General features: G+C 34.5%; 24 protein-coding genes. 15 read left to right on the top strand and 9 right to left on the bottom strand.

All coding sequences use genetic code 11. The features are described 5' to 3' along the window. Positions 1-40: 40 nt before the first annotated feature. Entirely contained in the window at positions 41-679 is a 639-nt protein-coding gene (locus ABD692_RS01880; RefSeq protein ID WP_344764466.1) for an NAD(P)-dependent oxidoreductase, read from the bottom strand. Positions 680-992: 313 nt separating this feature from the next. Here ABD692_RS01880 and ABD692_RS01875 point away from each other — a divergent pair, with 313 nt between their 5' ends. From ABD692_RS01875 to ABD692_RS01840, 8 genes are all read left to right on the top strand, one after another. Continuing rightward, positions 993-2,240: an efflux RND transporter periplasmic adaptor subunit gene (locus ABD692_RS01875; protein ID WP_344764464.1), complete on the top strand. Its 1,248-nt coding sequence runs from the start codon at positions 993-995 to the stop codon at positions 2,238-2,240. A gap of 1 nt (position 2,241) precedes the next feature. Further along, positions 2,242-3,705 (top strand): TolC family protein, encoded by a 1,464-nt coding sequence (locus ABD692_RS01870; protein WP_344764463.1) that lies wholly within the window; start codon positions 2,242-2,244, stop codon positions 3,703-3,705. A gap of 180 nt (positions 3,706-3,885) precedes the next feature. Beyond that, positions 3,886-4,551: an ABC transporter ATP-binding protein gene (locus ABD692_RS01865; RefSeq protein WP_344764461.1), complete on the top strand. Its 666-nt coding sequence runs from the start codon at positions 3,886-3,888 to the stop codon at positions 4,549-4,551. Positions 4,552-4,560: 9 nt separating this feature from the next. Then, entirely contained in the window at positions 4,561-5,793 is a 1,233-nt protein-coding gene (locus ABD692_RS01860) for an ABC transporter permease (RefSeq protein ID WP_344764460.1), read from the top strand. Positions 5,794-5,818: 25 nt separating this feature from the next. After that, positions 5,819-7,000 carry an ABC transporter permease gene (locus tag ABD692_RS01855; RefSeq protein ID WP_344764458.1) on the top strand — a complete coding sequence of 394 codons (1,182 nt, stop codon included), beginning with the start codon at positions 5,819-5,821 and terminating at the stop codon, positions 6,998-7,000. A gap of 20 nt (positions 7,001-7,020) precedes the next feature. Beyond that, positions 7,021-8,394 carry a sigma-54-dependent transcriptional regulator gene (locus tag ABD692_RS01850; RefSeq protein ID WP_344764457.1) on the top strand — a complete coding sequence of 458 codons (1,374 nt, stop codon included), beginning with the start codon at positions 7,021-7,023 and terminating at the stop codon, positions 8,392-8,394. Next, entirely contained in the window at positions 8,378-9,640 is a 1,263-nt protein-coding gene (locus ABD692_RS01845) for a sensor histidine kinase (protein ID WP_344764455.1), read from the top strand. The genes ABD692_RS01850 and ABD692_RS01845 overlap by 17 nt, the downstream gene beginning before the upstream one ends. A gap of 126 nt (positions 9,641-9,766) precedes the next feature. Then, positions 9,767-10,948: a GAF domain-containing sensor histidine kinase gene (locus tag ABD692_RS01840; RefSeq protein ID WP_316758062.1), complete on the top strand. Its 1,182-nt coding sequence runs from the start codon at positions 9,767-9,769 to the stop codon at positions 10,946-10,948. A gap of 2 nt (positions 10,949-10,950) precedes the next feature. On the opposite strand, the gene ABD692_RS01835 is transcribed toward ABD692_RS01840, so the two are convergent. Beyond that, the gene (locus ABD692_RS01835; protein WP_344764454.1) at positions 10,951-11,412 is read right to left on the bottom strand and encodes a lipocalin-like domain-containing protein; all 462 of its coding nucleotides are present in this window, start codon (positions 11,410-11,412) and stop codon (positions 10,951-10,953) included. Between the two features lie 518 nt (positions 11,413-11,930). Between ABD692_RS01835 and ABD692_RS01830 the strand changes: the two genes are divergently transcribed. From ABD692_RS01830 to ABD692_RS01820, 3 genes are all read left to right on the top strand, one after another. Further along, entirely contained in the window at positions 11,931-12,338 is a 408-nt protein-coding gene (locus ABD692_RS01830; protein WP_344764452.1) for a hypothetical protein, read from the top strand. Between the two features lie 104 nt (positions 12,339-12,442). Then, a complete protein-coding gene (locus ABD692_RS01825) occupies positions 12,443-12,823 on the top strand; it encodes a helix-turn-helix domain-containing protein (protein ID WP_344764451.1) in 381 nt (126 codons plus the stop codon). A 109-nt stretch (positions 12,824-12,932) separates the two neighbouring features. Beyond that, positions 12,933-13,934, top strand: a complete 1,002-nt coding sequence (locus ABD692_RS01820; protein WP_344764450.1) for an aldo/keto reductase — start codon at positions 12,933-12,935, stop codon at positions 13,932-13,934. A gap of 65 nt (positions 13,935-13,999) precedes the next feature. Here ABD692_RS01820 and ABD692_RS01815 read toward each other — a convergent pair whose 3' ends face one another. Together ABD692_RS01815 and ABD692_RS01810 are read right to left on the bottom strand one after the other, a co-directional pair. Further along, entirely contained in the window at positions 14,000-15,268 is a 1,269-nt protein-coding gene (locus tag ABD692_RS01815; RefSeq protein ID WP_344764449.1) for an Hsp70 family protein, read from the bottom strand. 75 nt (positions 15,269-15,343) lie between these two features. Then, positions 15,344-15,709, bottom strand: coding sequence for a hypothetical protein (locus ABD692_RS01810; RefSeq protein ID WP_316758073.1), 366 nt, complete (start codon positions 15,707-15,709; stop codon positions 15,344-15,346). Positions 15,710-16,035: 326 nt separating this feature from the next. Between ABD692_RS01810 and ABD692_RS01805 the strand changes: the two genes are divergently transcribed. Further along, positions 16,036-16,812, top strand: a complete 777-nt coding sequence (locus ABD692_RS01805; RefSeq protein ID WP_316758075.1) for a helix-turn-helix domain-containing protein — start codon at positions 16,036-16,038, stop codon at positions 16,810-16,812. Here ABD692_RS01805 and ABD692_RS01800 read toward each other — a convergent pair whose 3' ends face one another. Further along, positions 16,813-17,508 carry an NUDIX hydrolase gene (locus ABD692_RS01800; RefSeq protein WP_425567315.1) on the bottom strand — a complete coding sequence of 232 codons (696 nt, stop codon included), beginning with the start codon at positions 17,506-17,508 and terminating at the stop codon, positions 16,813-16,815. A gap of 170 nt (positions 17,509-17,678) precedes the next feature. On the opposite strand from ABD692_RS01800, the gene ABD692_RS01795 reads away from it, so the two are divergent. Beyond that, a complete protein-coding gene (locus ABD692_RS01795) occupies positions 17,679-18,824 on the top strand; it encodes an aldose epimerase family protein (protein ID WP_344764445.1) in 1,146 nt (381 codons plus the stop codon). Here the strand turns inward: ABD692_RS01795 and ABD692_RS01790 are convergent. The 4 genes from ABD692_RS01790 to ABD692_RS01775 are packed head-to-tail and all read right to left on the bottom strand — an operon-like array spanning position 18,816 to position 21,642. Continuing rightward, a complete protein-coding gene (locus tag ABD692_RS01790) occupies positions 18,816-19,655 on the bottom strand; it encodes an amidohydrolase family protein (RefSeq protein ID WP_316758082.1) in 840 nt (279 codons plus the stop codon). The two genes, ABD692_RS01795 and ABD692_RS01790, sit on opposite strands and share 9 nt — an antisense overlap. Before the next feature lie 11 nt (positions 19,656-19,666). Continuing rightward, positions 19,667-19,996 (bottom strand): L-rhamnose mutarotase, encoded by a 330-nt coding sequence (locus tag ABD692_RS01785; protein WP_344764444.1) that lies wholly within the window; start codon positions 19,994-19,996, stop codon positions 19,667-19,669. Continuing rightward, a complete protein-coding gene (locus ABD692_RS01780; RefSeq protein ID WP_316758087.1) occupies positions 19,996-20,853 on the bottom strand; it encodes a fumarylacetoacetate hydrolase family protein in 858 nt (285 codons plus the stop codon). The genes ABD692_RS01785 and ABD692_RS01780 overlap by 1 nt, the downstream gene beginning before the upstream one ends. 24 nt (positions 20,854-20,877) lie before the next feature. Further along, positions 20,878-21,642: an SDR family NAD(P)-dependent oxidoreductase gene (locus ABD692_RS01775; RefSeq protein ID WP_316758089.1), complete on the bottom strand. Its 765-nt coding sequence runs from the start codon at positions 21,640-21,642 to the stop codon at positions 20,878-20,880. A gap of 342 nt (positions 21,643-21,984) precedes the next feature. Here ABD692_RS01775 and ABD692_RS01770 point away from each other — a divergent pair, with 342 nt between their 5' ends. Beyond that, the gene (locus ABD692_RS01770) at positions 21,985-24,741 is read left to right on the top strand and encodes an alpha-d-galacturonidase (protein ID WP_344764441.1); all 2,757 of its coding nucleotides are present in this window, start codon (positions 21,985-21,987) and stop codon (positions 24,739-24,741) included. Then, the gene (locus ABD692_RS01765) at positions 24,741-26,291 is read left to right on the top strand and encodes an MGH1-like glycoside hydrolase domain-containing protein (RefSeq protein WP_344764440.1); all 1,551 of its coding nucleotides are present in this window, start codon (positions 24,741-24,743) and stop codon (positions 26,289-26,291) included. The genes ABD692_RS01770 and ABD692_RS01765 overlap by 1 nt, the downstream gene beginning before the upstream one ends. Positions 26,292-26,299 lie beyond the last annotated feature (8 nt).

Below are 26,299 nucleotides of genomic sequence, written 5' to 3'. Positions count from 1 at the left end.
CATAAAATATAGCCATTCAATCGACACATACTTTATTCTATTAAGCGTTGTAAATAAATGGAGATTTATTGTAATAAGTACAATCTTCGAGTTGTAATCTAAGAAAAGTTGCGATACTGCCAGCATCTATTTTATTCCCCAAACAATCGTATAAGCTTATACCCATTTTACTTTTAGCCTGAGTAAAATCAATAAATGGTACACGCAATAAAGTCCAGTTAATTGAGCTATTAACTAAAAGTGAATATGATTTTTGTCTATCCTCTTGAATGATTGGGAAGTTTGATTTCATCCAATTGGTGGCGTTAATTGTTTCTGGTCCTTTTTTATCGAAAGGAGTATCGATATTAATGCCTGCTAATAAAATATATCGGTTAATGCCATTTCGTGACATCGCTTCCAGAACATTTTTAGTTGCCTGTTCAGCAACTAATGGTTCGCCAGGACGCTGACCAATCGTACTTATTACAGCCTGACAGTTTTTTAAAAGACTGTTTACTGCTACAAAGTCAATTGCATTTCCATGAATTATTTCAATTAAAGGGCTTTTTATTTGGAAGTTTTCAGGATTTCGGAGTAAGAGTTTAACACTATATCCTTTTGCTATTAATTCGTTAACAAGGTATTTTCCAGTTCTGCCGCCGCCACCTAAAACGGCTATTTTTATATTTTGAATCATTGTTTCTTGTAAAAAATTATCAATACACATTTACAGGCAAAACAATTCTGTTAAGCCTTTTTACACAATCTAATTTGATCATGTAGTGAGTATAATATTTTACAATACTATTCTAATGAAATAAATATAGGTAAAAATCTAGATTTAAAACAGATTAAAATCTCTCTCAACTTAGATAATATTAAATTCTGCCCGATAACAAACAAAACGTTCGATATCGGGCATTTTTTATTTTTTGAATTAAGTTAAATTGCTGATTTATAAGTATTTAATATTGGCATTTTGCTTGTAAAGGCTGATGTAAAATATTTTAATGGACAAACCCATCGAAGAAGAAGTTTCTGCAAAAAGAAAGAAGAAAAATTACCTCATCATTTTTATAATTATCGTAATAGTTTTTGCTAGTATTTGGTTTATCAGGTTTTATTTCAAACCAACTTTAACAAATTCAGATATTACAACGGCTAAGGTAGATACAGGTATTATCGAAAATACAATAAATGCAACTGGCGAAGTTTTGCCCGAATTTGAAGAAGTATTAACCAGTCCGATTAATGCTTCGATAAAAAAAGTTTTAATGGATGCTGGAAACAAAGTAAATAAAGGCCAATCTATTTTAGAACTCGATAAATCGGTAAGCCAAACCGATTATGGAAAACTTCAGTTTCAAATGGAATCAAAAGAAAATGAAATCCGTAAACTGAAACTCGATTTAGAGAAAAGCTTCTTTGATATAAAATCTAATAATAGCATTAAGCAACTTCGTATCAGTAATTTAAAAGATGCCGTTTCATCGGCTAAACGATTACTAAAAGCAGGCGGAGGAACGAAGGAAGATGTAGAACATGCAGAGTTGGAATTAAAAGTTGCAGAGCTGGAAAAACTTCAGCTCGAAAATGAAATTAAAAGCAAGCAGCAAACCATGAAAATTGAAATTAGGGAAGCTGAAATTGCTTTAGCCATTCAACGAAATGATTTAGATGCTTTAAAGCGTAAACTCGATTTGGCTGATTTAATTGCAACAAGACCTGGTGTAATTACTTGGGTAAATAAAAATATTGGTTCTGCGGTACACGAAGGCGATGCTTTAGTAAGAATTGCTGATTTAAGCGGTTTTAAGGTAGCAGGTAGCATGTCTGATAATCTACTCGATAAAATTCATAATAATATGATCGCCATTATTCGTATTGGCAACACGCAGCTTAGAGGCTCAATTGTAAACATATCTCCAGCGGTAAGTAATGCAATTGTATCTTTTGATATTCAGCTTAATCAAAAGGATAGCAAAGAGTTAAGGCCTAACCAAAAGGTTGATGTTTTTCTCGTTACCGCAACCCGAAACAATGTTTTAAGAATTGCAAACGGACCTGCATTTAATGGTTCTAACCTGCAAGAAATCTTCGTTTTAAAAAATGGCATAGCCGAACGTAGAACGGTAAAAACTGGTTTAAGCAATTTCGATTATGTAGAAATTTTAAGCGGTTTAAAAGCAGGCGATGAAGTGATTACCTCTGATATGGGTGATTACAAAAAATCTAAAACGGTAACCATTAGTAATTAAGATGATGATAAAGAAATTTTTAATTATCGTTTTATTATGTAGGATCAGTTTTGGTGCATTGGCAATCGCAAAAACAGATACACTCAAACTTAATCTGCCTCAAGTTGTAGAAATGGCTAAAGCAAACTCCATTGCAGCGAAACAAGCTGTAACAGTAAAAGAAACCGAATATTGGAAATGGCGAACTTTTAAATCTAATTATCAACCGCAATTAGCGTTAGAAGGAATTTTGCCTGGCTATACTAAAACTTATACTCAAGTTCAGCAACCCAATGGAAGTATACTTTTTCAGCCAGTTCATTACGATAATTCGTCGTTAACGCTAAATTTTAGTCAGAGTATAGCGGCAACTGGCGGAACAATTTATGGTACAACGCAGTTACAACGTTTTGATGATTTCGACCGAAATAACGTACTGTACAATGGTATTCCTTACGGGCTCGGCTATACACAGCCATTGCTCCAGTTTAATAGTTTAAAGTGGGATAAGAAAATAGAACCATTAAAGTTTAACGAAAGCAAGCAGGCTTTCATCGAAACTCAGGAAAAAATATCGATAACGGTTACCGAGTATTTTTTCGATTTGTTACTGGCTCAGGTAAACCTAAATATTGCAGAACTAAACTATTCAAATACTAAAAGGATTTTAACCATTGCCGATACCAAATTCGAATTAGGTAAAATATCTAAAAATGAAATTCTTCAGCTTCAATTAGAGGTTTTAAACTCGCAAAAAGCTGTTGGTACATCAAAACGCGATGTAGAAATTGCCACGCTAAATTTAAGAAGTTACACAGGTATTGAAGGCAACGACCGTATTAAGTTAGATATGCCAGCTGTGGTTGCCCAAATGAGTGTGGCAACCGAAAAAGTGCTGACCGAGGCTTTCGAAAATCGATCTGATGCAATTGCTTTTGTAAGACGACTGGCAGAAGCAAGGAGAGATGTTGCAAAGGCTAAAGGCGAAAATGGCTTAAAAGCAACGTTAAGTGCAAATCTTGGTTTTTCTAATGCTGCAAATACAGCTTTCGATGTTTACAGAAATCCAAAAAACCAACAATCGGTTCAACTTCAACTTTCTATTCCAGTTATGGATTGGGGCAGATCGAAATCGAGAACAAAAACGGCTCAGGCAAATGAGCAATTTATTACTTATGCAGTAGAACAGGATATGCAAACTTTTAAACAGCAAATTGTAACGCAGGTAACACTTTTTAATATGATGAAAGAACAAATCCAGTTAACCGATGAAGCAGAAAAAATCGCAGCTGAAAAGTATAAAATAGCAAGCGAACGCTACGTTTTGGGCAATTTAAGTATTACCGATTTAAGTATTGCTTTTCAAGAAAATGATAGAGCCAAACGCGATTATGTTTCATCGCTTCGCGATTTTTGGGGTGCTTATTACCAGCTTCGCTATTTATCGTTATACGATTTTGAAAAAAATGTAAAAATTACCTATTGAAAATATAAAACCTGATTAAGAGAACTGAGCCTGTGGCTGCTCCACTAAGGCTAAATTAGTTTAATTGTTAAGATTCTTTTCAGCTGCTCTGGCTCTCTTAATTTGGATAACGAACAAAAAATAAACACAAATTAACCATATTACATCACTCATAATCCACTTTATATTAAATTACAAATTATGATACGCTTACAAAACATTGAAAAAGTTTACCGAACCGATACAGTAGAAACACTGGCTGTTAACGGCATTAGTTTGGATATTGCTAAAGGCGAGTTTCTATCCATTATGGGGCCATCTGGTTGCGGAAAAAGCACATTGCTAAACATTATGGGCTTGTTAGATGAACTATCTAAAGGAAATATCAATATCGATAGTCAGGATATCAGTCGTTTTTCAGATAAAAAACTTGCCCAGTTTCGTAATGAAAAATTAGGATTTATCTTCCAAAGTTATCACCTGATAAACGATTTACAAGTTCTGGACAATGTAGAGTTGCCTTTGCTATATCGTAACTTATCAGCAAGAGAACGTAAGGCGCTTGCAACAGCAGCCTTAGAAAAAGTGGGTTTAAGTAATCGTTTAAAACATTTTCCAACTCAACTTTCTGGTGGTCAGCGTCAGCGTGTAGCTATAGCAAGAGCAATTGTGGGTAATCCGCAAATTATTTTGGCCGATGAGCCAACAGGGAATCTGGATAGCGCAATGGGAAATGAAATTATGGATATACTGATCAGCCTCAATCAAAACGAAGGAACTACAATTGTAATGGTAACTCACGATGAAAGTATGGCGCATAAAACGCACAGATTAGTTCGTCTTTTCGATGGTTCTCAAGTTCAATAATATACAACTATGCTAAAAAATTACTTCAAAATCGCCATAGCTGTATTAAGAAGGAGAAAATTTTTCACCTTCATCAGCTTATTCGGAATCAGTTTTACACTCACCATTTTAATGGTTGCAACTGCTTTTATGGATAAAGTTTTAAGCCCCGATTATCCTGATTTAAAGAGAGATCGTTCTTTATATGTAGATAGAATTGAGATCAGAAACTCCAAAGAGGGTTGGGTAAATATGGGTAATGTTTCCCTTCATTTTTTAAAGCAATACGTATCAACCTTAAAAAATGTAGAAAAAATGGGGATTTCATCTTCGCCAAAGGCTTCAAACGCCTACGTGAACAATAAAAAACTGGTTATAGAATATAAATATACCAATGCCGATTATTGGAATGTACTCGACTATAAATTTATCGAAGGGAAAGCATTTTCTCAAAAGGAAATTGATAACGCGGAGTTGGTTGCTGTAATTTCAAAAGAAACAAAAGAAGATTATTTTGGAGACGAAAAATCGGTTGTTGGTAAGTACATTTCTGCCGATAATATTAATTACAGAGTTATTGGAGTTGTAGAAAATGTATCGAAAACGCTCCGAAATTTTAGTGGCGATATGTTTTTGCCTTATACAATCTCAAAACAGCAAGATAATGATAATGGCTTAATGGGGATATATAACGCCGTTCTATTGGCGAAAACTAAGCAAGATGTTCCTAAAATGAAAAATGAGTTTGATAAAATGATGAAAAAGGTACCAATACCAGCAGACTTCGATAAAGTTTACTGCAATGCCGACCCACATTTTACCAGTTTAACCAGAAGAATTGGTGGCAATTCGACCAATACAGGTGTCACAAAAGTTGTATCTATGTTGGGCGTTTTAATTCTCTTATTCCTGTTGCTGCCAACTATCAATCTTGTTAATATAAATATTACCAGAATTATGGAGCGTTCATCAGAAATTGGAGTTCGTAAAGCATTTGGGGCATCCTCAAAAACTTTAGTTTATCAATTCGTTGTAGAAAATATGATTCTTACTTTTCTTGGAGGAATTATTGGCTTAGTACTTTCGATGGTTGTTATTTACTTGATAAACGGAGCAAATTTGGTTTCAAATATGCGCTTAACAATGAATTTCAGCGTGTTGTTTTACAGTTTAATTGCCTGCTTACTTTTTGGTTTAATTTCAGGCGTATATCCAGCATGGCGAATGTCAAAACTAAATGTAGTTAAAGCACTTAAAGCATAATTAATCATTATTAAACGATATTATCATGTTTAAACACTTATTCAAATTAATATGGAATAAAAGGAAACAGAATTTCCTTTTCCTATCCGAAATCTTAGTTTCTTTCCTTGTAATATTTGCAGTTTTTTCATACTTAACTTACTACTATAAAAATTATACTAAGCCTTTAGGGTTCAGTTATCAAAAAGTTTGGGCAATTACATATAGTAATGGGCAACTCACTAAAAATCGAGATTCTTTAAGTATCATATACGAAAATCTTATCAAATCGCTTAGAGCAATGCCTGAGATTGAGGAAGCTTCCTTTACCAGTCCAAATTATCCATATTCTGATAGTTTTATGAGCAGAGGTTTAGTACATAAGGGAAAAGAATATAACAATATAAGCGATTATAAGGTAGGGGCCGATTATCAAAAGGTATGGAACATTTCGTTAATAGATGGGAGATGGTTTTTGCCAGAAGATAACATCGGTAAAAACAAAAGTATTATTATCAACGAAACATTTAGTAAAGAAATGTTTGGCAACGAAAAAGCAACAGGGAAAATTATAGGCGATTTTGATGATAAAGAAAAACTTAAAATTATTGGCGTTGTAAAAGATATTAAAGCAAATGGAGATTTCATTCCTGGTAATAATGGTGTATTTGCCCAGCTAGATACAGGTTATTTAAAATATACCAGTACGGTTTTAATAAAAGTAAGAGAAACTGCCAATGCAACTTTTGAAAGCAAATTATATAAGTTTATGGCCGTTAATATGCGTAGTGCAATAGAAATTCAACACGTTGATGAAATGAGGGATTCGAGGAATGAAGAAACTATTATTCCGATGGTTATTTTTGTCATTATTGCAAGTTTCCTGATTATTAACGTGGCACTGGGTCTATTTGGCGTTTTGTGGTACAACATAAATAAACGAAAGGGCGAAATTGGTTTAAGAAGGGCAATTGGGGCAAGTGGTAATGCAGTTTCTGCTCAACTTGTTACAGAATCTATGATTTTGGCTACCATGGCCATCGTTGTTGGATGTTTTTTTGCCATCCAGTTTCCATTATTAAATGTATATAACATAGAAGCAGGCGTTTACATTATTGCAATGCTTTTATCGGCAATGTTTATCTATATTTTGGTTTTTGCGTGTTCTTTGTACCCCGGTAAACAAGCTGCGGGCATACATCCTGCAATTGCATTGCACGAAGAATAATACTTATCTTAACTTTGAATATGATATTAATTGTTGACGATGATATTGCGGTAAGAACTTCACTTTCCCTGCTGTTAAAAAGTGTTGGGAATGAAATTATTACAGCAGATAATGCTGTTCAGGCTTTTGAGGTTGTTAAAACCCAAAAGCCTGAACTTGTTATTTTAGACTTAAACTTTTCGATTGATACCTCGGGCAAAGAGGGTATGACTTTGCTGAAAAAAATTAAAGCTTTTGACGCCGCTATTCCTGTTGTTTTAATAACAGGCTGGGCAAGTATAGAACTTGCTGTTCAGGGTATGAAATTAGGTGCAAACGATTTTATCAATAAACCCTGGGATAATAATTATTTAATTCAATCGGTAGAAACTTTGCTGCAACTTACTGCAAAAAAAGTTTCTTCCAGAGGGAGGAAAGAACTCGATAAAAAATACAGTTTCAAACAAATTATTGGTGAAGATTCTGGTTTATTAACCATTCTGGAAACCATTGGCCGTGTTGCTTCTACAAATGCTTCGGTTTTAATAACTGGCGAAAGCGGTACAGGAAAAGAATTAATTGCAGAAGCCATACACGAAAATAGTTCCCGTATCTCAAAACCTTTTGTTAAGGTAAATCTCGGTGGAATTTCATCGTCGTTATTTGAAAGCGAAATGTTTGGGCATGTTCGTGGTGCATTTACCGATGCTCGATTTGATAGAACTGGTCGTTTTGAAATGGCAAATAAAGGCACTATCTTTTTAGATGAAATTGGAGATCTGGAGGCATCTAGCCAGGTAAAATTGTTGCGTGTTTTACAAGATCGAACTTATGAAGTTTTAGGTAGCAGCCGAACTAAAACGGTAGATACGAGAGTTGTTTGTGCAACCAATAAAAATCTTAACGAAATGGTTGCATCTGGTTTATTCAGAGAAGATTTACTTTACAGGATAAACCTGATTACCATTCACTTGCCATCGCTAAGAGAACGCCCATCTGATATTCCTTTGCTGGTTAATTTCTTTATCAATAATATGAAAGAAATTTACAGCAGACCAGATTTATCGGTTTCCGCATCAGCCATGCGTTGGTTGCAAAAGTTACCTTTACCAGGAAATATCCGCCAGTTAAAAAATTTAGTAGAACGAACTGTTTTAATTAGCCATAATGATGAATTAGAGATAGACGATTTTCAATCTCAGTTAAACTTGCCAGCGGTAAAAAATAATAAAGTTAAACTGCCAGGAGTTGGTACGATGACATTAGATCAAATGGAATCGGAAATGGTTAAGCAGGCAATGAATTTCCATAAAAATAGAATTACCAAAGCTGCGGCCTCTTTAGGGATTACCCGAAATGCACTTTACCGTCGTTTAGAAAAATATCAAATTCCTTTTAATGAAGCTGAAGACTAAATATATTCTGTTTCTGGTATTACTTCATCTGATTTGCCTCGTGATGAGTTATTTTATTTTTGAGAAGAATAAGGTCATTTTCATGGTTGCCGAAGTATTTATTATTATTTCAATACTAATTTCAATAAATCTTTATAATCAACTAATCAGTCCACTTAACTATTTAAGGCAAGGTATTTCGGCTATAAAGGATAAAGATTTTAACGTTAAATTTTTAGCAACAGGTAAAAAAGAGGTAGATGAATTAGTTGATGTTTATAATCGGATGATTGATGAATTAAGAACCGAGCGAACCAAACAACAAGAGCAGCATTTTTTTCTCGAAAAATTAGTTCAAACTTCCCCAACAGGAATAATTATTCTGGATTACGATAAGCAAATAAAACAAATTAATCCTAAGGCCACTGAAATTTTAAGCTCTAATCCTGAGCACTTGATGAACCAGTTGTTGGATATGAAAACTGGAAGTTCCAAAACACTTCGGATTGATGGTTTACAAACATATAAGATCCAAAAATCTAGATTTATAGATAGAGGTTTCGAGCGTATTTTTATAATGATGGAAGAGGTAACCGCCGAGATTTTTCAGGCAGAAAAAAACGTGTATAGCAAAGTGATTAGAATGATGGCCCACGAAGTAAACAATACGATTGGGCCTGTAAATTCGATTATTAATACAGCGCTTTCTAACCAAAATTTTTGGTTACCCGATAAGGATGTTGCGTTAAAGAGTGCCATGAAAGTTGCAGTCGATCGAAATCAAAACCTTAACGTTTTTATGCGCAATTTTGCTGATCTAGTTAAGTTACCAGAAGCAAATCGTAAACAGATGGATTTAGTTTTTCTGGTAGTTTCGGTTTCTGAATTGATGCAGTTTCCAGCAAAGGAAAAAAATATAAATTTCGAATTAAACTTGCCCGATGAGCCATATTTTATATTGGCAGATGCTGGACAAATTGAACAGGCACTAATTAATATTGTTAAAAACGCAATCGAAGCCATCGATATTAATGGTATTATTCATTTGGAGTTGGACATTGTTAAACATAAATTAACCATAACTGATAGCGGAAAAGGCATTTCCGAAGAAAATGCTGAACAATTATTTAGCCCGTTTTACAGTACCAAAAAAGATGGACAAGGTATTGGTTTAACCTTGGTTCGTGAAATTCTGTTAAACCATGGTTTTGAATTCTCCCTGAAAACAATTCATCCAAATTGTACAATATTCACAATAAGCTTGTAATTTATTTATTATTAACTCAATATTTAAATAATAAATAGTTAAGATTATAACAATATCTTTACGGCATATAAATAAAAATATTGCGATTTTTTATTTATTTCGAATTAAACACTAAAAACTAAATCATTGCCTTTAGAATCTAACATCCTGGCCGATATTGAAGCAATTAATCGAATTCCTTCTGTGGCAAATATTCTTAATGTCGTTTGCAATACTACAGGTATGGGCTTTGCTGCCGTTGCTCGGGTAACCGATGATAAGTGGGTGGCATGTAGCCTTGTTGATAAAATAAATTTTGGTCTTAAGCCTGGTGGAGAGCTTAAATTGCAGACTACAATTTGCAATGAAATTCGTCAAAATCATAAGCCAGTAATTATCAATCACGTAGCAGAAGATAAGAATTTTGCAAATCATCATACGCCTTTAATGTATGGGTTTCAAAGCTATATTTCAATTCCAATAATATTAAAATCGGGAGAGTTTTTCGGAACACTTTGTGCAATTGATCCTAGGCCAGCTAAGATTGATACACCCGAAATAATCGGCATGTTTAATTTATTTGCAGAGTTAATTGCCTTTCATCTTGATGCAATCGATAGGGTAGAGCTTTCAGAAAAAAAATTAATTGAAGAACGTCATATTGCCGAATTTAGGGAATATTTCATCGCTGTTTTGGGTCACGATCTACGTAATCCGCTTAATGCGATATTAAATAGTGCACAACTTTTAAAAAGATTAACAGAAGACCAACGAATTTATAAGTTGAGTGATATTATTCAAAAATCATCTTTAAGAATAAATGGTTTGATAGAAAATATGCTCGATTTTGCCAGTGGTAGATTGGGCGAAGGTATTAAACTCTATAAAAATAAGGAAGAATCGTTGGATGGTTCACTCCAACAAATTGTTTCCGAATTGGAATCGAATTGGCCAGATCGGAAAATAGATGTTCGGTTTGAGATAACCGAATCAATAGATTGCGATGCAAAAAGAATAGCTCAGTTATTTTCGAATATTTTAGGGAACGCATTGAGTTATGGCGATAAAGGAGAGCCAGTTGTAGTAAACGCCTTAACCCAAAACGGAGAATTTCATTTATCAATAACCAATAAAGGAAAGCAAATTTCTGATGCAGCAATGGAAAGATTATTTCAACCTTTTTCGCGTGGCGATGTAGAACCAAATCAAAAAGGCTTAGGGTTAGGCTTATTTATTGCTTCAGAAATTGCTCGAGCTCATAACGGTAAAATAGAGGTTTCGTCAACAGATCAACAAACTAATTTTACCTTAAAAATACCTGTACAGTAAAGTTATTTTCGCTTGCGAACGTAAGTTTCAATAATTTCTCTATTGATTTTTAAGCTATCTATTTTTTCAATTCCTTTTTGCTGTAAGGTATCATTATCTAGCGATAGCTTAAATTTAAAATTGTGGTTTTCCCAGGCACGAGCTGTACAAAATGCTAAGTGTTCTTCGTAATTGTCGCCAATAAGCGTGTAAGTTCCGCTGCCCGAACTATAAACAGCAGAAGAGTCTTTACCTTGATTTAAATCGTGACTAAAAAAGGCAAAATGGGTATCGTTAAAAATTTTAATGGTTTCGACACCTTTAGCAGGGCTAGTATTTACCGTGTCGCCATTTGTAATTGCAGTGCTCGATTTTAGTTGCCAGGTTCCGTTTAACTTTGAAGGAGTAACATCAACTTTGCTTTCTGTGCTATTACAAGCAACAAAACATACCGATGCAAGAAGGATAAGTGCCTTAATTTTCATTTAAGTGTTATTTGGTTACACCGCAATTTAATAATTTCGTATAAATTTCTGTTATTTAAATTTAAACTATCTGAGGATTAAAATGCTCTCGTAATTGTCTAGCGTAAAAATAAATTGAATGTTAGTTCTTAATGTAATTTTTTCAATTTTAATTACTTTTCCCATCATCTGATATATATCAGATATTAAGTCTCCAATCTTAATGTTTTCTAAAATATTAAGAGGCGTTGTGTACGTTAATCTTAACGGCATATACATAAAATGATTAATTAAAAAATAAATTGTTGCAAATGCGGTACCACTAGAGTGCTTTACTCTAAAACGGAATGCTAAATATTGTTAAAGTCTTTTTAATGTCATTTATTACATATACCTTACAGAATGGGCGATACACTTAATTTTATACTTGGCGTTGTATTCATCGCAGGTGGTTTCAGCGTTTTCTGCGTAATATTTGGCGGCGGAAAAAAGGGCTAATACGTTTTAGATATTTCTCTTTGAAATGTTTAATTTTGTAAATGCAACAACAGGAGTTAACAGATAAAAAAACTAAACAGTTTAAAGGTGTTCAGCCCGTTTCTGCTCAGTTTAGAGTTTCTAAATTGAACGAGAATAAATGTCAGCTGTCGTCTTACAATCGTAGAGATTTTTATAAGATTTCTTTAATAACGAAAGGTACGAGCCGTTTGCTTTATGCCAATCGGGATATAGAAATTAATAAACCTGCTTTGGTTTTTACAAATCCTTTAGTGCCTTATTCCTGGGATGGCTATGTTCCTGAGGATGAGTACGAGGGTTATTTCTGTGCTTTTACAGATGAATTTCTACACAGTGGCGGCCGCATGGAGAGCCTTCAGGAATCATCGTTGTACAAAGCTGATGGTCATCCTGTTTATCTTTTAGAGGAGGAACAGGTAAGTATCTAATCGACATTTTTAGTCGCATAAGATCCGAAAGCGATAGCGAATACATCTATAAGTACGAGTTAATTCGAAATCATGTTAATTTAATTATTCACGAGGCTATAAAGATGCAACCTGCTGTTGCCTATTTCGATCCACCAAATGCCGCTTCTCGAATTGCCAAATTATTTCTTAGTTTATTAGAGCGGCAGTTTCCTGTAGATTCTGCCCAAAGTCCTTTAAAATTGAAAAAGGCAGGCGATTATGCTGAAAAATTAGCCGTTCATGTAAATCATTTAAATGCAGCAGTTCAGGAGATTACAGGTAAAACGACAACAGCGCACATCAACGAAGGCATTATTGCAGAGGCAAAATCTTTACTGATTCACACCGATTGGAATGCTGCTGAAATCGCATTTAGTTTAGGTTTTGAGTATGCATCCTATTTTAATAACTTCTTTAAAAAACATACTGGCATAACACCAATGAAGTTTAGAACTGGTAATTAATTTGGATTAGTTGATTTGTTTAACGAATACTTTGATTTGTATAATTTTTGAAACTGTAGTACGCATAACTTTGTCTTAATTCAGAACAGTTAAACTAAAAGAATCAAAAATGAAAACGATAAAATTAGGAAGTCAAGGATTGGAAGTCCCAGTGGAAGGTTTAGGTTGTATGGGTATGACAACCATTGCTGGGGGCAATATTTATGGCAAAGCCGATGAAAAAGAATCGATCGCCACAATTCATAGGGCTTTGGAGTTAGGTGTTAATTTTCTAGATACTGCCGATTTATATGGACCACTTTTAAACGAACGCTTAATTTCAAAAGCTATAAAAGGAAATCGCGACAAATATACCATTGCAACTAAATTTGGCTTCGAAGTTGATGATAATGAACAACTAACCTGGGCATTTAACGGTAAACCTGAGTATGTACATAAGGCAATCGACCGTTCATTGAAAAACCTCGGAACCGATTACATCGATCTTTATTATTTACATCGATTAGATCCGAATACACCGATTGAAGATACAGTTGGCGCAATGGCAGAACTGGTGCAATCGGGTAAGGTGAAATATATTGGCTTATCAGAAGTTTCTGCAAATACAATTAAAAAAGCACATCAAATACATCCAATTACAGCAATTCAAACTGAATACTCGCTTTTCGAACGTGAGCCTGAAGAGAATGGAATTTTAGATGTGTTAAATGAACTGGGGATTGGATTTGTTGCCTATTCTCCACTTGGAAGGGGTTTTATTACTGGAGAAATTAAAAGTCCTGATGATTTCGAAGAAAATGATTTCCGAAGAAGTATTCCACGCTATCAAGGCGAAAACTTTTATAAGAATCTGGAATTGTTAAAACAGATTCAAACTATCGCAGAAAGTAAAGGAATTACACCTTCGCAATTGGCTTTAGCCTGGGTAATCTCGAATGGAATCGTCGCTATTCCAGGTACCAAAAGAATAAAATACATTGAAGAAAATGCCGCCGCGGCTGATGTGATTTTAACTGCAGAAGAAAAAATCAAGTTGGAATCGATTATTCCGATTGGCAAAACTGCAGGAACTCGATATGATGCATCTGGTATGCAGGCTGTAAATGTTTAATCAAGATATGATCATAACTGAAAAGTCGGGGAGGTTTTTACTCCCCGACTTTTTTGTTTTATCATTTATTCTTCAAATAAATAACCGCTATAAGCCAATCCTTTGGCTACACTTTTAAAGTTATCTCCCGAATTCATCGGAATATGTGGGAATTTGGTTTTAAATAAATGTTGAATCGCAGAAACCATAGAAGTTCCTCCAGTAAGGAAAAGACAATCTATATCCGTCGGATTTATATTATAGGTTGTTAAGAATTTATCCAGGTATTCGCTAATTCTTTGAACATCTTTTTCAATTACTTCGTTATATTGAGTTAATGATACCGCTTCATCAATTTCAATTCCCATGTTATTATAAACAAAATCAGAAAATTGTTTGTCCGATAACTCAATTTTGGTTTTCTCGATAGATTGAAATACTGAATAGCCAAGGTTATGATCGATAAGGGTAATCAGGTTTTTGAATTTCCTGTCGTTACCAGAAAAATAGTAGTAATCTTCTATATCTTTTTGAATTCTTTGACCATTGAAAAAATTCATTTTATCCCATGAGCAGATATTAGCGAAAAGCGATTTTGGAACATTTAAAATTTGGCCTCTGGTTGCTTCATATTGAGTGTTTTTCCCAAAATATGGTGTTCCTTTTTCCCACATAAAGGCCGAGTCTAAACTATCGCCGCCAATATAAATACCGCCCGAAGCAATCATATCATTTTTTCGGTCTTTGCTTCCAACTTTTTCTGGGTCTAATACCAGATAAGTAAAATCTGTTGTTCCTCCACCTAAATCGGCAACAAGCACTTTTTCCTTTTTTGTAATGGTTTTCTCATAAGCAAAAGCGGCCCCAATTGGCTCAAATTGAAACCGAACATCTGTAAAACCAGCATTTTCTGCAGCTTTTTTTAATCTGGTTTGAGCCAGCGTATCTTTTTGGGTGTTATCATCATCAAAGAAAACTGGCCGACCAATAATTGCCTTCGTGCAATTAAAGCCCGTAATTTTATCGGCGGTTTCTTTAAGATCTTTTAAAATTAAAGTAACCAAATCCGAGGCATTGTATCTGCGGTTTTGAATACGGGTTTCAGTAAATGTAGTTCGCGATAAAATTTGTTTGATGGATTTTATAAAACGACCTTTCATGCCATCATTCAAATATTCTTCAATAGCTTTTTCGCCGACTACATAATTTTCATCATCTGCCGATGTCAATGCATGTTTAAAATAAATTAAGGATGGAATAGAAATCGTAGAAATGATTTCACTTTTTTCTTCATCAAATATAGATAGGGCAGAATTGGTTGTTCCAAAGTCAATTCCATACAAAAACTTACTCATCGCGGTTGAAATAAAATTATCGGGTGTTTTTAAATCGGGTTGCGAAAGTATAAAAAAAATAATTAACCGAAGCTATTATTCTTGTATGTTATCAGTCGGATTTTTTCCAGTAATATCCGAAAACATATCGCCGTTTAATTGGTTTATCCAAACAACAATGGTCTTGATTACTGATTTATTTCTTAAATCATTTGGAAGTTGGGTAGAATAAGTGAACTTGTAAGGCGTGAAATCTTTAATATCTCTGGTAGAGGTTATGTAGAAATATCCACCTTTAGTTGCCGATCTTAGATACCAGTAAAGTATATCAGGCTCGTTATGGTTAGTGTATTTAATTTTTGTACTGTAAACCTCCAGCTTAATAACATCTGGTGCAGGAATGTCTTTTTTACAAGCTAAAAAAAACAAACAAAAGAATGCAATATAGATATTATTTTTCATGTTGATGTAACAACAGTATAACAGGCTTAAAGTTTTGAAATTTTATACAAATAGTTTTAATTCTGTAGTATTAATAATTATTTATTTATGGTTTTTTGTTTATTAATTTGATTGTCAAAATAGAATGCCTTATTTTAATTTCAACTGTTTGACGAGTTTTTTTTTAACTACAATTAATTAAAAAACACGTTTATTTAATGTATGATGATGGTTCTCGCTCTTAAATTATTATATATTGCGATTGTTAAACAAAAATGCTTAATTTGTGATGTAACAGCAAATAGATGTTATGTTGTCTTATTAAGAACAAGATACTTTGATGTAAAATGATACAACTTGAAGATATCAAGGGAAGATTTAAAAGAGATAAAGCAATTCACGCTGAATACCCAATTCGGGTATTGATCATTAAAGAAGCATCGGGTTTACTGTGTATGAATTCGGGCGATTATGTTTTGGCTCCAGGACGTGTCTTTTTTATTCCAGAGGAAGGGATAATTCGTTTAGAAGGAGAAATAACCTCTGCATACTGGTTAAGCTTTAGCACCCTTTTGTATTCTGAGTTTTTACTGCAACATACGGATGCCCAATCCCGAAACCTATTCATGACTTTATCTTTTAAAGATTTGAATAGTATGCAGGCTAAAAAGGCTTTTAGCTTGTTGGAGCAACTTAAAAGAGAAATTTTAGCTAAGAGAGATGTTTCTTATCTCGCTCAATATCTATCATTACTTTTGGGTTTCTCTGCGGTTTTAAATGCCGAGTTGATGGATTTATCCGTAGATGAATTGCAACAGGTTTTACGTTTTAGAGCAATTTTAGAACAGTATTTTAAAACCGAGCGTTCTACAGAATTTTATGCTGCAGGAATGGGCATGAGCTCGAGAAGACTTAATGCTTTTTTGAAAAAAGCCTTTACTAAAAACTTACCCGATTTATTATTTGCAAGGCTTATAAGAGAGGCAGAAGAATTACTTATTCACACAGATTATTCTGTATCTATGATTGCAGAAATACTCGGCTTCGAGCAATCAAATTCTTTTGCAAGTAGCTTTAAACGTTCTAAGGGCGTTTCGGCAATAGAGTTTCGAAAAACATATTAACTATTTAGATTTTGAAATAAAGCTTAAGAATGATTGAAACTGCGCCTTATGTTTCTGCTTATCTAATTTAAAATAGAAAGCGCCTCTTCTCGAACTCGATTTATCTTTTTCTGTTTGCTTAATTAGTAAACCACTTGCCGAAATTTTTCTAATAAAGTTGCGGTTGTCTATTGGCGAATCGTAAACCTGTTCGTATAAATTTTGAAGCTGCGGAATGGTAAACTTTTTTGGGAGCAATTCAAATAAAATCGGATGTAAAGCTGCCTGATACCTTATTTTATCCATTGCTGCTTTTACCATAATATTGTGGTCGAAAATTAACTCAGGCACTTCGTTAACTTTAAACCATTCAGGGTGATATTGATCGTTTATTTGCTTGTTGTACTTATTAATATCAATCAAAGCAAAGTAAACAACAGATATAGTTCTTTCTATCGGATCTCGATCTGGTTGTCCGTAAGCATGTAATTGCTCCAGGTAAACATCATGTAAACCAGTTAATTGTAACAAAATGCGTTTCGCTGCACCATCCAAATCTTCTTGGGTACCAATAAAACCACCCATTAAACTCCATTGATCTTTAACAGGTTCAATTGCTCTTTTAATAACCAAAAGTTTAAGATGCTCGCCATCGTAACCAAAAATTATGCAATCTATAGCAACTAAAACAGGTTGTTGGTTTATGTATTTTGGCATCATTAGAAAAGCATTTTTAAAATTGGATTACTGTTTTTTCAATAAATCCGAAATTAGGTGTTTTTTAAACTTTTTGAAAGTTGAGCCCAAGTATAAAGTAAATAAAAATAATTATCGTTACAATAACGCTAATTATTTTTCTACTTTAGCATTAACCAAATTAAATCTTCATGAAAAAAAATATTCTCCAAGGCTTATCAATAGCCACATTATGTTTAAGTGCATTACTTTTTTCTTGTAATTCGCCTACCGAACAGAAATCTTCGGTGGTAAGCGATTCTACAAGATATACTTCAACAATTGATGGAAAATCGGTTACACTTTTTACTTTAGAAAATAAAGCAGGGGCTTCAGTTTCGATTACAAATTATGGTGGAAGAATTGTTTCGCTTATCGTTCCTGATAAGGACAATAAACCAACCGATGTTGTTTTAGGGTACGATAGTATTGGTTCTTATCGCAAAAAAGGTGAGCCATTTTTTGGTGCATTAATTGGTCGTTATGGAAACCGAATTGCCAAAGGAAAGTTTACTTTAAATGGCGAGCAGTATAGTTTGCAATTAAACGACGGACAAAATACCTTACATGGCGGAACTGAAGGATTTTTCTCGAAAGTTTGGGATGCAAAACAAATTGACGAACAAAAACTAGAATTAACTTACAGTTCTAAGGATGGTGAAGCTGGGTATCCTGGCAAACTTGATGTTAAAGTTATTTATACTTTAACGGAGGATAATGCTTTAAAAATCGATTATGAGGCAACTACCGATAAGGCTACTGTAGTTAATTTAACCAATCATGCATACTTTAATTTAAATGGCGAAGGCAATAAAACCATTCTTGATTTAGAATTATATATTGATGCAAAAGCTTACACGCCAGTTGATTCGACTCTTATCCCGACAGGAAAATTAACTGATGTTGCTGGAACGGCATTTGATTTTAATAAGGCTAAGGCAATTGGCAAAAACATCGAAGATGCTGATGAACAGTTAAAATTTGGTAAAGGTTACGACCATAATTTTGCTTTAAATGCACATGATGATAAAAAAGCAATTGCAGTTGTAAAAAGCCTCGTTACGGGTATTTCTATGGAAGTTTACACTACTGAACCAGGCTTACAATTTTACAGTGGAAACTTTTTAACAGGTGCAGATAAAGATGGAAAAGGTGGCAAATCATACCCGCACCGTTCTGCAATTTGTTTAGAAACTCAACACTTTCCTGATGCGCCAAATCATCCAAACTTTGCATCTACAGAACTTAAACCTGGTCAGGTTTACAAAACTTCAACCACTTATAAATTCTTAAAGTAAATTGAAATTTTCTAAACTATAGAATTTAGAACCAGTATTCAGGAAGAGGTTGTCCTTTTCCTGAATGCTGAATTTTGAAGCATATTTATTTACAAGGTTAAACCAATCAGCATAAGGCCTGCTCAATAAAACAACAGGCCAATCGCTACCATACATTACCCGATCTGTTCCGAAATGCTCGAAAATTACATCGAAGCAATTAAAAATCTCAATTTCTTTCCAGTTATGCCAGTCGGCCTCAACCAATAAAGCCGAAAGTTTACAATAAACATTAGGGTTTTGTGCTAGTGTTTTAATATTTGCCGACCAGGTTTTTAAATCTTGTTTTTTAACATCGGGTTTACCACAATGATCTAAAACAAAAGGCTGATTCGAAACACTATCAACTAGTTTAATAATGTGGGGCAATTGATCGTGGTAACATAACAGATCGTAGGTATAACCGTATTTCTTTAATAATTTAATGCCATTGATGAAGTTCTTATCTAAAATAAAACCTGCATTTTCTGCCTGAAGCACATGGCGCCAACCTTTAATCTTTTTGAAAGAGCTCCAGTATTTAAGTCTTTCGTCTAAATTTTTATGCCGCAAATCTACCCAGCCAACAATACCCTTAATAATTTCGCTTTGCTCGGCAAGTGATAACAAGAAATTATTTTCTTCTTCTGATTGATTTGCCTGAACCGCAACGCAGCCAGTTATATGTAACTCGTTATAAGTTCTGATTAAATTTTTGGGTGTAAAATCTTTACGAATGGCATTCATATCTTCCGTTATCCATTCATCTCTGATCGGGTCGAAGTTCCAAAAATGTACATGCGTATCAATCATAATAATTAAGTTTAAAGTTTAAAAAGGTTTTCCATTAACATCCATTTTTCTCCTGGTTTTGCTCCAGGCATTGCTTTTTGATAATTCCACATTAAGGTTTCCCACTCCTGAACTTTCTCATTTTCCAAATCAGCTTTTGCTTTTGCTTCGAAAGAAAACGAATCGTTTACATCCATAATCATAAACAGGCGGTTCCCGAATAAGTAAATTTCCAACTCGTCAACACCTGCTTGTTTTATACTTTCTTTAATTTCTGGCCAAACCGATTTATGGTATTGCTTGTAAGCTGCTATAAGCTTTTCATCATCAATTAAATCGAGTGTAAGGCAATGTCTTTCCATTATACATTTTCGGTGTAAGCTTTAGCAGTTTGTTTGCTACTTCCTAAGCCATCAATACCAAGTTCTACTACATCACCAGGTTTTAAATACCAGGGTTCAGGCTTTTGTCCTAATCCAACGCCTGCAGGGGTACCCGTTGTAATAACATCGCCAGGCAAAAGTGTCATAAATTGACTGATGTATGAAACCATAAAAGGTACATTGAAAATCAGGTTTGAGGTATTGCCATCTTGTAACGTTTTGCCATTTACAGTTAGCCACAAACGTAAATTATGGACATCGCTGATTTCATCTGGAGTTGCAATAAATGGACCGATAGGGGCAAACGTATCACAGCTTTTTCCCTTCACCCATTGTCCGTTTCTTTCTATTTGAAACTCGCGTTCGCTGTAATCATTATGTAAAACATAACCAGCGATATGCTCTAATGCTTTTTCCTCAGAAACATAACTTGCTTTTTTACCAATTACGATTGCCAATTCAACTTCCCAGTCCGTTTTTTTGCTATTTTTTGGGATAATTAAATCATCATTCGGACCTACAATTGCTGATGTAGCTTTGAAAAATAAGATTGGTTCAGTTGGAATCGCAGCATTGGTTTCAGCTGCATGGTCTTTGTAATTTAACCCAACACAAATAATTTTCGACGGACGGGCAAGTGCAGCTCCAAGACGAACATTTTTATCGATTTCTGGTAGATTTGCTGTTTTTACGGCTTCACTAAGTTTTTCTAAACCATCGTTACCAAAAAAAGCTTCATTATAATCGCTAACAAGCGATGAAACATCATAATATTTATCCTCTATAATTAATCCTGGTTTTTCTGAACCTGGCTCTCCAAATCGTATTAATTTCATTGTAAATTTATTTCGTTTTAAATTTTAATTGTTTAAGGTTGTAAATCCGCCGTCAATAGGATAATCGCATCCAGTTATAAAAGATGCTTCATCGCTACATAAATATAATGCTAAAGCGCCCACTTCTTCGGGCTTTGCCATTCTGCCAATCGGTTGGGTTTTTGAAAGCTTTTCGAACATTTCATCGATGTTGTCGGGATAGTTTTTCTGCAAGAAACCATCAACAAAAGGGGTGTGCACACGGGCGGGAGAAATCGAATTACAACGGATGTTTTCGTTAATGTAATCTTTGGCAACACTCATAGTCATTGCTTTTACTGCCCCCTTTGCAGTGCTGTATGCAAATCGATCGGGTAAACCAATTAATGCAGCAATAGATGCCATATTAATGATAACGCCACCGCCCGATAATTTTATTTGCGGAATAGCAGCATTTAGGCAATTATAAACACCCTTTACGTTTACACGCATTACACGGTCAAAGTCGGTCTCATCAGTTGTATCGGCTTTGCCAATATGTGCAATTCCCGCATTATTCACCAAAATGTTGATTTTTCCAATCTGATTAAATACCGAAGCAACCGCGGCGTGGTCTGCAACGTCGCAGGCATAGCTAAATGCGCTATTTCCATCTGCTTTAATTTCTTGTAAAGTAGATTCTGCTTGCTCTAAACCAAGTTCGATAATGTGAACTTCTGCACCTTGTTTTGCCAAAATTGTAGCAATGGCTTTGCCAATTCCGCTTCCGCCACCTGTAACTACCGCTCGTTTATTTTGTAATGAAAACATATATTTTTGTATGGGTTTAAATTATAGATAATTTGGTTAAATTGGTGGTTAATGATGTAACAAGAAGATATCAAAACTATATTTTTATATTCTTATCTCTATCAACATACAAATTAAACAGATTTTGTTGATTAAATATTTTAGCTTATTACCTAAATATTATCTAATGTTATCATAACCAATTTCACAGTCTTAAATCGAACTTTACCTTGCATAAATTTTACATAACCGATTGGCTATATTACTTATATTTGAATAATATTTTTATATTTAAATAATATTTTAACCAAATGTGCGTCAAATTCCTTTTAAAAGGAGTTTGTGCGTTAGAGCAATTTTTGAATGAGAACTTTCCTGATTTTTATTTCCTGTATATTTTTATTTCCTTTATTTTCAGAAGCTGATGTAATTAATGCTGAAAAAAATACAACCGTAATTGTTTCGTCGGAGCACAATGTTCGTGTTAGTTTTGGAGTAGAAAAACTTTTGAAAGCTATAAATCAGTTTGGGGCACAAGCAACTTTAAAAACAATATCCGTTCAGCAAAAAATTCCATCAACAAAGAGTTTAATAATTGTTACAGAACTTGGCGATAAAATTATTCAAAATCAGTTGCCAGAAGTTTTAAAGAAACAAACTAAAGATATTGGTAAAGAGGGTTTTTCTTTATCTTATGGCAAAGATGGTAACCTATACATTATCGGTTTCGATGCATCTGGTGCATTATATGGTTGTTTAGAATTGGCTGAACAGATCAAGAAAAGCGGTAAAATCCCTACGCAAATCGCTTTAACCGATCGGCCTGAAATGGTAATGCGTGGTACTTGTATTGGTTTGCAAAAAACAGATTATTTACCTGGGCACGATGTTTACGAATATCCATATACACCCGAAACTTTTCCGTGGTTGTACGATAAAGCGCTTTGGATTAAGTACTTGGATATGATGGTTGATAATCGTTACAACTCTTTGTATCTATGGAATGGACATCCTTTTTCATCCCTGGTAAAATTAAAGGATTACCCTTATGCGCTAGAAGTTGATGAAGCAACTTTTAAAAAGAACGAAGAAATGTATCGTTTTTTAGCGAAAGAGGCCGATAAACGCGGAATTTGGGTAATTCAAATGTTTTACAACATTATTATTCCAAAACCATTTGCTGATAAACATGGATTAAAAACCCAGGATAGAAATCGCCCGATAATTCCTATAATTTCTGATTATACAAGAAAATCTATAGCAGCTTTTGTAGAAAAATATCCAAATGTTGGGTTGATGGTTGCTTTAGGCGAGGCTATGGAAGGTGTTGGGCAGGATGATATTGATTGGTTTACTAAAACAATCATTCCAGGTGTAAAAGATGGTTTAAAGGCTGCTGGAATTACAGAAGAACCACCAATTGTATTACGGGCGCATGATACTGATGCACCCGCCGTAATGAAAGCTGCATTACCACTTTATAAAAATTTATATACTGAAAATAAGTTTAATGGTGAAGCATTAACTACTTACGAACCTCGTGGCGCATGGGCAGAATTAAATAAGAAACTGGCTACAATCGGAAGCATGAATATTTCGAATGTTCATATTTTGGCAAATCTGGAGCCTTTTAGGTATGGTTCTGCAGATTTTATTCAAAAATCTGTTCAGGCTATGAATAAAATTTATGGTGCAAAAGGCTTGCACTTATACCCGCAGGCAAGCTATTGGGATTGGCCTTATACTGCCGATAAAACAAAAACCAGGGAATTGCAGATTGATCGGGATTGGATTTGGTATAAGGAATGGGCTCGCTATGCTTGGAATAGTGGTCGCGATCGAAACGGTGAAATTAATTACTGGGGTAATGAACTGGCAAATAAATATGGTATCGATTTAAATGCTGGTAAGGCCATACTTAACGCCTACGAAGAATCTGGAGAGATTTCGCCAAAGCTTTTGCGCAGATATGGAATTACCGATGGGAATAGGCAAACATTAACTTTAGGAATGTTGATGACACAGCTAATAAATCCCTATCGTTATGGTTTATTTACTTTATTGTACGAATCTGAAGCTCCAGAGGGCGAAATGATTATCGATTATGCAGAAAAGGATTGGAAAAAGCAGTCGCATACTGGCGAAACACCATTGCAAATTGCCCAGGAAGTTGTTGCGCATGGGAAAAAAGCAATTGCATCTATAAATTTGGCTACGCCTTTAGTTACAAAGGATACTGCAGAATTCAGGCGGTTAAGAAATGATATGTATTGCTATGATGCAATGGCGAATTCGTATGCCGAAAAAGTTAAAGCTGCTTTATGGATTTTAAGGTATAAATATTCGAACGATGTTGCCGATTTAGAAAAGGCTTTGCCGTTACTTCAAAAAAGTCTCGAATATTACACTAATTTAGTAAAACTGACAGAAAATGAATACTTGTATGCAAACAGCATGCAAACTAAACAACGCAAAATTCCAATGCGTGGTGTAGATAAAACTTTCATCACCTGGAAAGAAATGCTGCCAGTTTACACTAAAGAATTTAATCATTTTAAAAAGAGTATCGATTCGCTGAAAGTGATTGAGCCTGGAAAGGTTGCCAAAGTAATTCCTTACCTAAATGCCGAGGTAAAAATAATCTCGCCTGAAGTAGAAAGTTATGTTTTAGATAAAAATGCGAAGGTTTTTGCAGATACAACAACTAAAATTAAAGAGATTACAGAACAATTGATTGGTTTGAACGCCTTAAGGTTTTCTAAAAACGAGCAGATTAAAAAAGGCACTGAAATTAAGTTTTCTACAAAGAAAGCTGTTAAATTATTGGTTGGCTATTTTAATATTAAAGATGGTAATACTTTGCCTCCACCTCAATTAGAAACTGATGCAAGCGCAAATAATTACGGACAATCTGAAATAAAGATTTCGAATGCAATAGTTGTCGATGGCTTTTCGCCTTTAAATGTACATGCTTATTCTTTTGCAGCAGGTACACATACTTTAAATTTAGGAAAAGGCGCTTGTTTAATATTGGGTTTTATTGATGATAAACAAGAATTAAGGATTTTTAATGCAGGTTTAGATGGTAGGGGTAAGGATATAGATTGGTTATTTGAATAATGATAAATAAAAAGATTTCCATTACAGCGATAGGTTTGTTCATCGCATTTTCAGGTTTTTCACAAGAAAAAGTTGTTCCGCTAAAAGCGAAGTTGAAGAATTATGTAGAATATTTTAATTCTATTGATACAGAGGCGGTCAAAAATTTTGTTCCGAATGCAAATTCTTATAATTGGTTGGAGGAAAATATTCCCTTACTTGAATGCCCTGATAATATAATCGAACAAAATTACTACTACCGTTGGTGGTCGTTTCGTAAGCACCTGGTTAAAACACCCGATGGTTTTATTTTTACCGAGTTTATCGAACCTGTTAAACATGCAGGTAAATACAATTCAATCAGTTGCGCTTTGGGGCACCATATTTACGAAGGCAGGTGGCTAAAAAACAACGATTATCTTAAAGAATATATTAATTTTTGGCTCTACAAAGCAGATGTTGGACAAACTAAACCCCGATTTCATCAATTTAGTAGTTGGGTAGATGATGCTGTTTTAGAAAATTATAAGGTAAAACCTGATGCAACCTTTTTGAAAAATATTCTTCCAGCACTCGATGCAGACTACCAAAAATGGGAGCGTGAACGCCAGCTTGCAAGTGGTTTGTTTTGGCAACACGATGTAAAGGATGGAATGGAAGAATCAGTTAGCGGTTCGAGAAAAGATGAAAACAGACGACCAACAATTAACAGCTATATGTACGGAAATGCGAAAGCATTAGGTGTTATAGCCTCATTGCTGAATGATAAAGACCTTCAAACAAAATATCAAGGTAAAGCTGCTCAACTTAAAAAATTGGTTCAGGATAGCTTGTGGAATTCGTCTTCTGCATTTTTCGAAACAAAATTTCCTAAAAAAGGCTTAGCGAATGTTCGCGAAGCGATTGGTTTTACACCTTGGGATTTCAATTTGCCAGATGATAAATCTGTTTATGCAAAAGCCTGGGATCAATTGTTAGATACCGCTGGATTTAATGCACCCTGGGGTTTAACTACCGCCGAACGTAGAACACCAACTTTTAGAACCCGCGGCACAGGACATAGCTGCGAATGGGATGGTGCACTTTGGCCGTTTGCCAGCTCCCAGACCCTAAAGGGATTATCTAATCTGCTAACCAACTATAAAAATCATGGTAAAATGACTGCAGAAGTATTTTATGATGAGCTTTATACTTATGCAAAATCGCATACCAAAAATGGTAAACCTTATTTAGGCGAATACCAGGATGAAAAAAATGGTGAATGGCTAAAAGGCGATAATCCAAGAAGCAGCTTTTACAATCATTCTACTTTTTGCGATTTAGTGATCAGCGATTTAATTGGTATTAAACCTCGAATTGATGATGTTTTAGAAGTTTTTCCGCTTATCCCGAAAGGAAAATGGGATTGGTTTACACTTGATAATTTATCCTATCATAATAAAACGGTTAAACTTGTTTGGGATAAAACAGGAAATAAATACAATAAAGGAAAAGGTTTTTATATCTATGTTAATGGTAAAGAAATTTACAAGGGCAAAGATTTAAAACCTGTTAAAGTTCAAATGAACTAATTTTAAAA

Origin of the sequence: Pedobacter ginsengiterrae (assembly GCF_039537385.1) — a bacterium.
Classification (GTDB): Bacteria; Bacteroidota; Bacteroidia; order Sphingobacteriales; family Sphingobacteriaceae; genus Pedobacter; species Pedobacter ginsengiterrae.
This window is presented reverse-complemented; position numbering and strand designations above follow the sequence as displayed.

What these genes read in the sequence shown, in the direction of transcription:
- ABD692_RS01815 (WP_344764449.1), bottom strand. Translation starts at nt 15,268, where the DNA reads ATGAGTAAGTTTTTGTATGGAATTGACTTTGGAACAACCAATTCTGCC.
- ABD692_RS01790 (WP_316758082.1), bottom strand. Translation starts at nt 19,655, where the DNA reads ATGATTGATACGCATGTACATTTTTGGAACTTCGACCCGATCAGAGAT.
- ABD692_RS01865 (WP_344764461.1), top strand. Translation starts at nt 3,886, where the DNA reads ATGATACGCTTACAAAACATTGAAAAAGTTTACCGAACCGATACAGTA.
- ABD692_RS01800 (WP_425567315.1), bottom strand. Translation starts at nt 17,508, where the DNA reads ATGCCAAAATACATAAACCAACAACCTGTTTTAGTTGCTATAGATTGC.
- ABD692_RS01820 (WP_344764450.1), top strand. Translation starts at nt 12,933, where the DNA reads ATGAAAACGATAAAATTAGGAAGTCAAGGATTGGAAGTCCCAGTGGAA.
- ABD692_RS01875 (WP_344764464.1), top strand. Translation starts at nt 993, where the DNA reads ATGGACAAACCCATCGAAGAAGAAGTTTCTGCAAAAAGAAAGAAGAAA.
- ABD692_RS01870 (WP_344764463.1), top strand. Translation starts at nt 2,242, where the DNA reads ATGATGATAAAGAAATTTTTAATTATCGTTTTATTATGTAGGATCAGT.
- ABD692_RS01845 (WP_344764455.1), top strand. Translation starts at nt 8,378, where the DNA reads ATGAAGCTGAAGACTAAATATATTCTGTTTCTGGTATTACTTCATCTG.
- ABD692_RS01880 (WP_344764466.1), bottom strand. Translation starts at nt 679, where the DNA reads ATGATTCAAAATATAAAAATAGCCGTTTTAGGTGGCGGCGGCAGAACT.
- ABD692_RS01855 (WP_344764458.1), top strand. Translation starts at nt 5,819, where the DNA reads ATGTTTAAACACTTATTCAAATTAATATGGAATAAAAGGAAACAGAAT.
- ABD692_RS01765 (WP_344764440.1), top strand. Translation starts at nt 24,741, where the DNA reads ATGATAAATAAAAAGATTTCCATTACAGCGATAGGTTTGTTCATCGCA.
- ABD692_RS01770 (WP_344764441.1), top strand. Translation starts at nt 21,985, where the DNA reads ATGAGAACTTTCCTGATTTTTATTTCCTGTATATTTTTATTTCCTTTA.
- ABD692_RS01860 (WP_344764460.1), top strand. Translation starts at nt 4,561, where the DNA reads ATGCTAAAAAATTACTTCAAAATCGCCATAGCTGTATTAAGAAGGAGA.
- ABD692_RS01830 (WP_344764452.1), top strand. Translation starts at nt 11,931, where the DNA reads ATGCAACAACAGGAGTTAACAGATAAAAAAACTAAACAGTTTAAAGGT.
- ABD692_RS01785 (WP_344764444.1), bottom strand. Translation starts at nt 19,996, where the DNA reads ATGGAAAGACATTGCCTTACACTCGATTTAATTGATGATGAAAAGCTT.
- ABD692_RS01780 (WP_316758087.1), bottom strand. Translation starts at nt 20,853, where the DNA reads ATGAAATTAATACGATTTGGAGAGCCAGGTTCAGAAAAACCAGGATTA.
- ABD692_RS01775 (WP_316758089.1), bottom strand. Translation starts at nt 21,642, where the DNA reads ATGTTTTCATTACAAAATAAACGAGCGGTAGTTACAGGTGGCGGAAGC.
- ABD692_RS01795 (WP_344764445.1), top strand. Translation starts at nt 17,679, where the DNA reads ATGAAAAAAAATATTCTCCAAGGCTTATCAATAGCCACATTATGTTTA.
- ABD692_RS01825 (WP_344764451.1), top strand. Translation starts at nt 12,443, where the DNA reads ATGCAACCTGCTGTTGCCTATTTCGATCCACCAAATGCCGCTTCTCGA.
- ABD692_RS01835 (WP_344764454.1), bottom strand. Translation starts at nt 11,412, where the DNA reads ATGAAAATTAAGGCACTTATCCTTCTTGCATCGGTATGTTTTGTTGCT.
- ABD692_RS01805 (WP_316758075.1), top strand. Translation starts at nt 16,036, where the DNA reads ATGATACAACTTGAAGATATCAAGGGAAGATTTAAAAGAGATAAAGCA.
- ABD692_RS01850 (WP_344764457.1), top strand. Translation starts at nt 7,021, where the DNA reads ATGATATTAATTGTTGACGATGATATTGCGGTAAGAACTTCACTTTCC.
- ABD692_RS01810 (WP_316758073.1), bottom strand. Translation starts at nt 15,709, where the DNA reads ATGAAAAATAATATCTATATTGCATTCTTTTGTTTGTTTTTTTTAGCT.